The sequence below is a fragment of the [Clostridium] ultunense DSM 10521 genome (genome assembly GCF_000511955.1).
In the GTDB taxonomy this organism is placed as follows: Bacteria; Bacillota; Clostridia; order Tissierellales; family Tepidimicrobiaceae; genus Schnuerera; species Schnuerera ultunensis.
Genome location: NZ_AZSU01000003.1, coordinates 387,778 through 395,006, shown reverse-complemented (window position 1 = coordinate 395,006; position 7,229 = coordinate 387,778). Strand labels below are relative to the sequence as shown.

Genomic DNA, 7,229 nt, shown 5'->3' with positions numbered 1-7,229 from the left:
TTGTTGACAAATAGGCTCAGTAATATCGACAAGGTTATCGAATACAGCTTGTAAGTCTAATAAAAAATCTTGTTTGAAACGGGTAAATTTAGAACCATCAGGAACTTTTTCAAACCCACAAAATTCTCTTAATTCACTTGAATACTTAAGAAAAGTAATTAAGAGGGTATCAGTAGGGATAGAAAAAATCCTTTGAATAATTAAAGCCCATAGCATTGAATGAAGCTTGTATTCACGAGGTCTTCCAGTAGAAGCATAAAAGTGATGGTAAAAAGAAATAGGAATAAACTCATCAAGATTAATGTTATTTTCAAGTAATGAAAGAAACTTAGGTTTATCAGATTCAAAAAAAGTTTTGCAATCTGAATAAATGTCTGCCAAAGAAAGCTGTTTATGTGGTATCATATCTATATAACTCCTTTCGGGTTTTGGTAGATTTGTTGCTTGACACTTCAATTTTACCATAAATCGGTGAGGAGTTATATTATTTTATGAAAAAAATATCCCGTATTTATGCGGGTTATGGCGTTTCGCAAACGCCTATGACTATATATAAAGAAAGGAGAATACGGATGGTAATAGAGATAAAAAATCTATTTAAAGAACCGGAAAAATATCTAAACCAGGAGATAGAAATCCAAGGCTGGATAAGAACCATAAGATCATCGAAAAAATTTGGATTTATAGAAGTAAATGATGGGACCTTTTTTACCAATTTACAGGTGGTATTCGATGAAAAATTAGAAAATTTTAAGGAGGTAGAGAAATTACCTATAAGTAGTGCAATAGTGGCAAAGGGTTTATTAGTAGAAACTCCAGGGGCTAAACAACCTTTTGAAATACATGCTAAAGAAATTATGGTAGAAGGTTATTCCCATAAGGATTATCCTCTACAGAAGAAAAGACATACCTTTGAATATCTAAGAACTATTGCTCATTTAAGGCCAAGAAGTAATACCTTTAACGCAGTATTTAGAGTAAGATCATTAACTGCATTTGCTATTCATAAATTTTTCCAAGAAAGAGGCTTTGTATATGTCCATACTCCTATAATAACGGGTAGTGATGCAGAAGGTGCTGGAGAAATGTTCACCGTTACTAATTTTGATTTGGCTAATGTACCCTTAAATGATGAAAATAAAGTAGATTATACTAAAGATTTTTTTGGGAAGGAGACCAATTTAACGGTGAGTGGTCAGCTAGAAGCAGAAGCCTACGCTTTAGCTTTTAAAAATGTATATACTTTTGGTCCAACCTTTAGAGCAGAAAACTCTAATACTGCGAGACATGCAGCTGAATTTTGGATGGTTGAACCAGAAATTGCCTTTGCTGGTTTAAAAGAGAATAGAGAATTAGCAGAAGATATGATGAAATATATAATAAAATATGTAATGGAGAATGCCGAAGAAGAAATGAAATTCTTCAACTCCTTTATAGATAAGGGATTAATCGACAGGTTGGAAAATATTGTTAGTGCGGATTTTGGTTGTATCACATATACTGAAGCTATCGATATACTTAAAAAATCTGGGGAACAGTTTCAGTATCCAGTGGAATGGGGTATAGACCTTCAAACAGAGCATGAACGATATATTTCAGAAAAAATTTTTGAAGGACCTGTATTTGTTATCGATTATCCTAAGGAAATAAAAGCTTTCTACATGCGATTAAATGATGACGGTAAAACTGTAGCTGCTATGGATTTGTTAGTTCCAGGAGTAGGAGAAATAATAGGTGGAAGTCAAAGAGAAGAAAGATTAGATATATTAGAAAAAAGAATAGAAGAAATTGGTATGTACAAGGAAGATTATTGGTGGTATTTAGAATTGAGAAAGTATGGAGGAACTAAACACGCTGGATATGGATTGGGATTTGAAAGGGCTATTATGTATATGACAGGAATGACTAATATTAGAGACGTTATCCCTTTCCCAAGAACGGTAAGATCTGCGGAATTTTAAAAAATAAAATTATAATTCCTTGATTTTAAATAATATATCTGCTATAATACATGATAAAATCAAATATGTACCATGATAGGAAGTAGTAAGCTTTCCCATTGATTTTAGAGAGCTGTTGGCCGGTGAAAAACAGTATCAATGGACGCCGAACTCGTCCTAGAGTTGTTAAGGTGAAATATAGTAACTTTAACCGGTAAAGGCCGTTATCGTATTAAGAGGATAGTATACTATCAATTAGGGTGGTACCGCGGAAATATACCTTTCGTCTCTATTTTTTTGGCGAAAGGTTTTTTTGTTTTATTTTAAATGAGGAGGTAGAAAGATGAGAGAGTATAGACCAAAGGAAATTGAAAAGAAATGGCAGGATATTTGGGATGAAAAAAGAGTATTTGAAACTAGTAAAGATAAATTAAAACCAAAGTTTTATGCCTTGATTGAATTTCCATACCCATCAGGTCAAGGATTACATGTAGGGCATCCGAGACCTTATACGGCTTTAGATATTGTTTCTAGAAAGAGAAGATTTGAAGGTTATAATGTGCTTTTCCCTATGGGATGGGATGCATTTGGATTGCCTACGGAAAACTTTGCAATCCAACATAAAATCCATCCTAAGGAAGTTACAGAAAAAAATGTTGCAATGTTTAAAAGACAATTAAAATCCATAGGGTTTTCTTTCGATTGGTCTAGAGAGATAAATACTACGGACACAAGCTATTATAAATGGACTCAATGGATATTCATAAAGATGTTTGAAAAGGGATTGGCCTATAAACATGAAATGCCTATTAATTGGTGTCCTTCCTGTAAGGTAGGTTTAGCTAATGAAGAAGTAGTAGCTGGGGGTTGTGAAAGATGTGGAGGGGAAGTAGTAAGAAAGACTAAGAACCAATGGATGTTAAAGATTACAGAATATGCTGATAGATTAATAGACGATTTAGATACGGTAGACTATATAGATAGAGTTAAAACACAGCAGATCAATTGGATAGGACGTTCCCAAGGGGTAGAAGTAGACTTTAAAATAAGTGGCAAGGAAGATGTACTAAAAGTATTTACCACCAGGCCAGATACATTGTATGGGGCTACCTATATGGTAATAGCAGCTGAACATCCATTAATTGAAAAATATAAAGATGAATTAGAAAATATAGATGAGATTAGAAAATATCAAGAATATGCTAGTAAAAAATCTGATTTTGAAAGAACTGAACTTTCTAAAGAAAAAACAGGAGTAGAAATTAAAGGGATAAAAGCAATTAATCCTGTAACAAAGAAAAAGATTCCAATATGGATATCCGATTATGTATTGATGAGTTATGGAACTGGGGCAATAATGGCAGTGCCCGCACATGATAGCAGAGACTGGGAGTTTGCAAAGAAATTCAATCTTCCTATAGTAGAAGTAGTAAAAGGTGGAGATGTAGACAAAGAAGCCTATACAGATACGGATTCAGGAATATTAGTCAATTCTGAACTTATAAATGGACTAGAAGTAAAGGAAGCTATAGAGAAAATTACCAATTGGTTGGAAGAAGAAGGTCTAGGTGTGAGAAAGACCAATTACAAATTAAGGGATTGGGTGTTTTCTCGCCAAAGGTACTGGGGAGAGCCAATACCATTGGTTTATTGTGATGAATGTGGTTGGGTACCAGTGCCGGAGGAAGAATTGCCAGTAATGTTACCAGAGGTAGAAAACTATGAACCTACAGATACGGGAGAATCGCCTTTAGCAAATATGACTGATTGGGTAAATACAAAATGTCCTAAATGTGGTAAGGATGCAAAAAGGGAAACAGATACTATGCCTCAATGGGCTGGTTCCTCATGGTACTTCTTAAGATATATAGATCCAGATAATAAGAATGAAATAGCTAGTAAAGAAGAAGTAGGTTATTGGATGCCTGTAGATTGGTATAATGGTGGAATGGAGCATACCACTTTACATCTACTTTATTCAAGATTCTGGCATAAATTTCTTTATGATATTGGGGTTGTCAATACTAAGGAACCCTATAGTAAAAGGACATCCCATGGCATGATACTTGGTGAAAATAATGAGAAAATGTCAAAATCAAGAGGAAATGTAATCAATCCAGATGATATTGTAAACGAATATGGGGCAGATACTCTAAGAACCTATGAAATGTTTATAGGTGATTTTGAAAAGTCTGTACCTTGGTCAGAAAATGGAGTTAAAGGTTGTAGAAGATTCCTAGAAAGGGTATGGAGATTACAAGATATTGTAGTAGATGGGGATGAATATTCAAAGGATCTAGAAACCAGCATTCATAAGACCATTAAGAAAGTATCTGAGGATTATGAAACATTAAAATTCAATACTGCTATTGCTGCATTGATGGCATTGCTAAATGAATTTAACGATATAGGCAAGGTTACCAAAGCCGATATGAAAACCTATTTAATCCTATTAAATCCAGTGGCACCTCATATCACAGAGGAACTATGGGAAATATTAGGATTTGATGGAATGTTACACCAGAGCAAATGGCCTCAATATGATGAAGAAAAAATTCAAGATGAAATATTTGAGATGCCAGTACAGGTGAATGGCAAGGTTAGAGGCGTAATAAATGTAAATATAGAAGATACACAGGATGTAGTTAGGGAAAAAGCAAAAGAAAATGAAGGTGTAATGAAATATTTAGAAGGAAAACAAATAGTAAAAGAGATATTTGTAATGGGTAAGATATATAATATAGTTGTAAAATAAGATGAAATATGAAATAATAGTTTTGCTATTGCTTAAAAACAATAGCAAAACTATTTTAGTTAGGAGGAATAATATGGGAAAAATAAAAATTATAACGGATACCACTAGCTATATTACTGAGGAATTTGCCAAAAAGATGGATTTATCCGTAGTATCTTTAAATTATATTTTTGATGGTGTAACGGAAAGAGAAGGATTTCCTGGAGAATTTAATGATTTCTATGAAAAGTTAATGGGTACAAAACTATTTCCTACCACTTCCCAACCGTCAACAGCAGATTTTTTAACGGAGTATAAAAAGGCTTTTGATGATGGATATGATGAGATAATAGCCATTCTTTTATCTTCTAAATTGAGCGGTACTTATAATAGCGCTGTTTTAGCCAAGAATATTTTAGAGGATGAAAGGATTACTATTATCGATTCCCTTCAAGCTGCATCTAATTTAAGATTTTTAGTAGAAGATGCATTAAATATGGCCTCTAAGGGAAAAACTAAGGAGGAAATAGTTGAATATCTGGAAGGAAAAAAGAATGATATGTTTGTCTATCTAACAGTAGATACATTGGAGTATTTAAGAAGGGGTGGTAGACTTTCAGGGGTACAATCAGCCATTGGCGAAATATTAAATATTAAACCCATTATTCAATTAAAGGATGGAGAATTAAAATTATTAGAAAAAATAAGGGGAAAGAATAAAGCGATAAAAGCTATTAGCAAAAGAATACCAGATAATGTGGAAAAAATAAGCATATGTCATATACTAAATGAGGGAGAGGCTCTAAGATTAAAAGAAGATTTAGAACTTAGATTTCCAATGGCCAAGGTTTCCATTGATGTCTTAGGACCTGTTATTGGATGCCATTTAGGTCCTAAAGCTATGGGGATATGTTTTTATTAACCCTTATACCTTTTAGCTTATTAGTGTGATATAATTATAACGACAATAGGATTCAAAATTTCTGGAGGTGCTTAAAATGAGAAAGATTTTAGTAACAGGTGCATTAGGTCAGATTGGCTCTGAACTTACTATGGGTTTAAGAAAAATTTACGGAAATGATAATGTAATTGCCAGTAGTAGAAGGATTAAAGAAGGCCATGAGGACCTTATGGAATCAGGAGTTTTTGAAATTGTAAATGTTACCGATGGAAAGCAATTAGCTGAAGTAGTAAGGAAGCATAAGGTAAATACTATAATACATCTAGCAGCTATTTTGTCGGCTGTAGGCGAGGAAAAGCCAGCATTAGCTTGGGATGTAAATATGAACGGGCTATATAATGTATTGGAAGTAGCAAGGGAGGAAAATTGTGCAGTATTTACACCAAGTTCTATAGCTGCTTTCGGAGATTCTACTCCAAAAGATAATACTCCACAAGATACAATTCAAAGACCAAATACCATGTATGGAGTAACTAAAGTAGCAGGGGAACTATTATGTGATTATTATTACCATAAGTTTGGTGTTGATACTAGAGGTGTTCGTTTTCCAGGATTGATTTCTTACGAGACTTTACCTGGTGGTGGAACTACAGATTATGCGGTACATATATACTATGACGCATTAAAAAATAAAAAATACACCAGTTTTATTGCTAAGGGGACTAAGATGGATATGATGTATATGCCAGACGCTTTAGATGCAATAACTAAGCTTTTGGAGGCAGACCCCTCTAAATTAATCCACAGAAATGCTTTCAATGTTACCGCTATGAGTTTTGAACCTGAGGAGATCGCAGCTTCAATAAAAAAGATAATTCCAGAATTTGAATTAGACTATGATGTAGACCCAGTAAGGCAAGCCATAGCAGATTCATGGCCTAATTCTCTAGATGACTCAGCTGCTAGAGAGGAATGGGGCTGGGACCCAAAATATGATTTGGATGCCATGACAAAAGATATGTTAGAAAAACTAAAGATAAAGTTAGGACTTTAAAAATAAACTGAGGCAAGATATATCTTGCCTCAGTTTATTTCATATTATCAAAACACTTTTATATAAATATAATGTATAAGGATATAATATAAAGGGAGGTATGAAATTGAAGGGGCTAATTTTATGTGGGGGAAAAGGTACCAGGCTCCATCCCATTACCTATACAGTTCCAAAGCAGCTAATTCCTATTGGAAATAAACCTTTAATCGTATATACTATAGAACTACTCTTGAAATCAGGAATAGATGAATTAGGGATTTTGGTAAATGAATATAATAAGCCAATATTTCAGAAAGTATTAAATAAATATTTCACTGAGGATTTTTATTATATAATACAATATGATCCAAAAGGTATAGCTCATGGACTATTATTTGCTGAAGAATTTATTAATAAAGAAAAATTTATTATGGTATTAGGGGATAATTCTTTTAATTTTGATTTGAAACATTTTATCGCGGATTTTAAAACTAGTGAAAAGAGCTGTAAAATTTTATTGAAGGAAGTGAAAAACCCCGAAAAGTTTGGAGTAGCTTATATAGGGGACAATAAGATAATAGATTTAGAAGAGAAGCCCAAAATGGCTTTTAGCAATTTGGC

Annotated in this window: 6 protein-coding genes and 1 other annotated feature; of the genes, 5 read left to right on the top strand and 1 reads right to left on the bottom strand. The window is 33.4% G+C overall.

What is annotated here, in order from left to right; translation table 11 throughout:
• Positions 1-405 (bottom strand): transposase (locus tag CUL_RS0109150; RefSeq protein ID WP_025641294.1); only part of this gene is annotated, 405 nt, incomplete at its 3' end.
• Positions 406-572: 167 nt separating this feature from the next.
• Between CUL_RS0109150 and asnS the strand changes: the two genes are divergently transcribed.
• From asnS to CUL_RS17090, 5 genes are all read left to right on the top strand, one after another.
• Entirely contained in the window at positions 573-1,961 is a 1,389-nt protein-coding gene (gene asnS, locus CUL_RS0109145; protein ID WP_035143040.1) for an asparagine--tRNA ligase, read from the top strand.
• Positions 1,962-2,024: 63 nt separating this feature from the next.
• Positions 2,025-2,234 (top strand) — a binding site (T-box leader).
• A gap of 49 nt (positions 2,235-2,283) precedes the next feature.
• The gene (leuS, locus tag CUL_RS0109140) at positions 2,284-4,695 is read left to right on the top strand and encodes a leucine--tRNA ligase (protein WP_025641292.1); all 2,412 of its coding nucleotides are present in this window, start codon (positions 2,284-2,286) and stop codon (positions 4,693-4,695) included.
• Positions 4,696-4,768: 73 nt separating this feature from the next.
• Entirely contained in the window at positions 4,769-5,596 is an 828-nt protein-coding gene (locus CUL_RS0109135) for a DegV family protein (RefSeq protein WP_025641290.1), read from the top strand.
• A 76-nt stretch (positions 5,597-5,672) separates the two neighbouring features.
• Positions 5,673-6,629 carry an L-threonine 3-dehydrogenase gene (locus CUL_RS0109130; RefSeq protein ID WP_005587919.1) on the top strand — a complete coding sequence of 319 codons (957 nt, stop codon included), beginning with the start codon at positions 5,673-5,675 and terminating at the stop codon, positions 6,627-6,629.
• 106 nt (positions 6,630-6,735) lie between these two features.
• Positions 6,736-7,229, top strand: a 494-nt coding sequence (locus CUL_RS17090; protein ID WP_025641288.1) for a sugar phosphate nucleotidyltransferase, incomplete at its 3' end; no start/stop codon positions are given.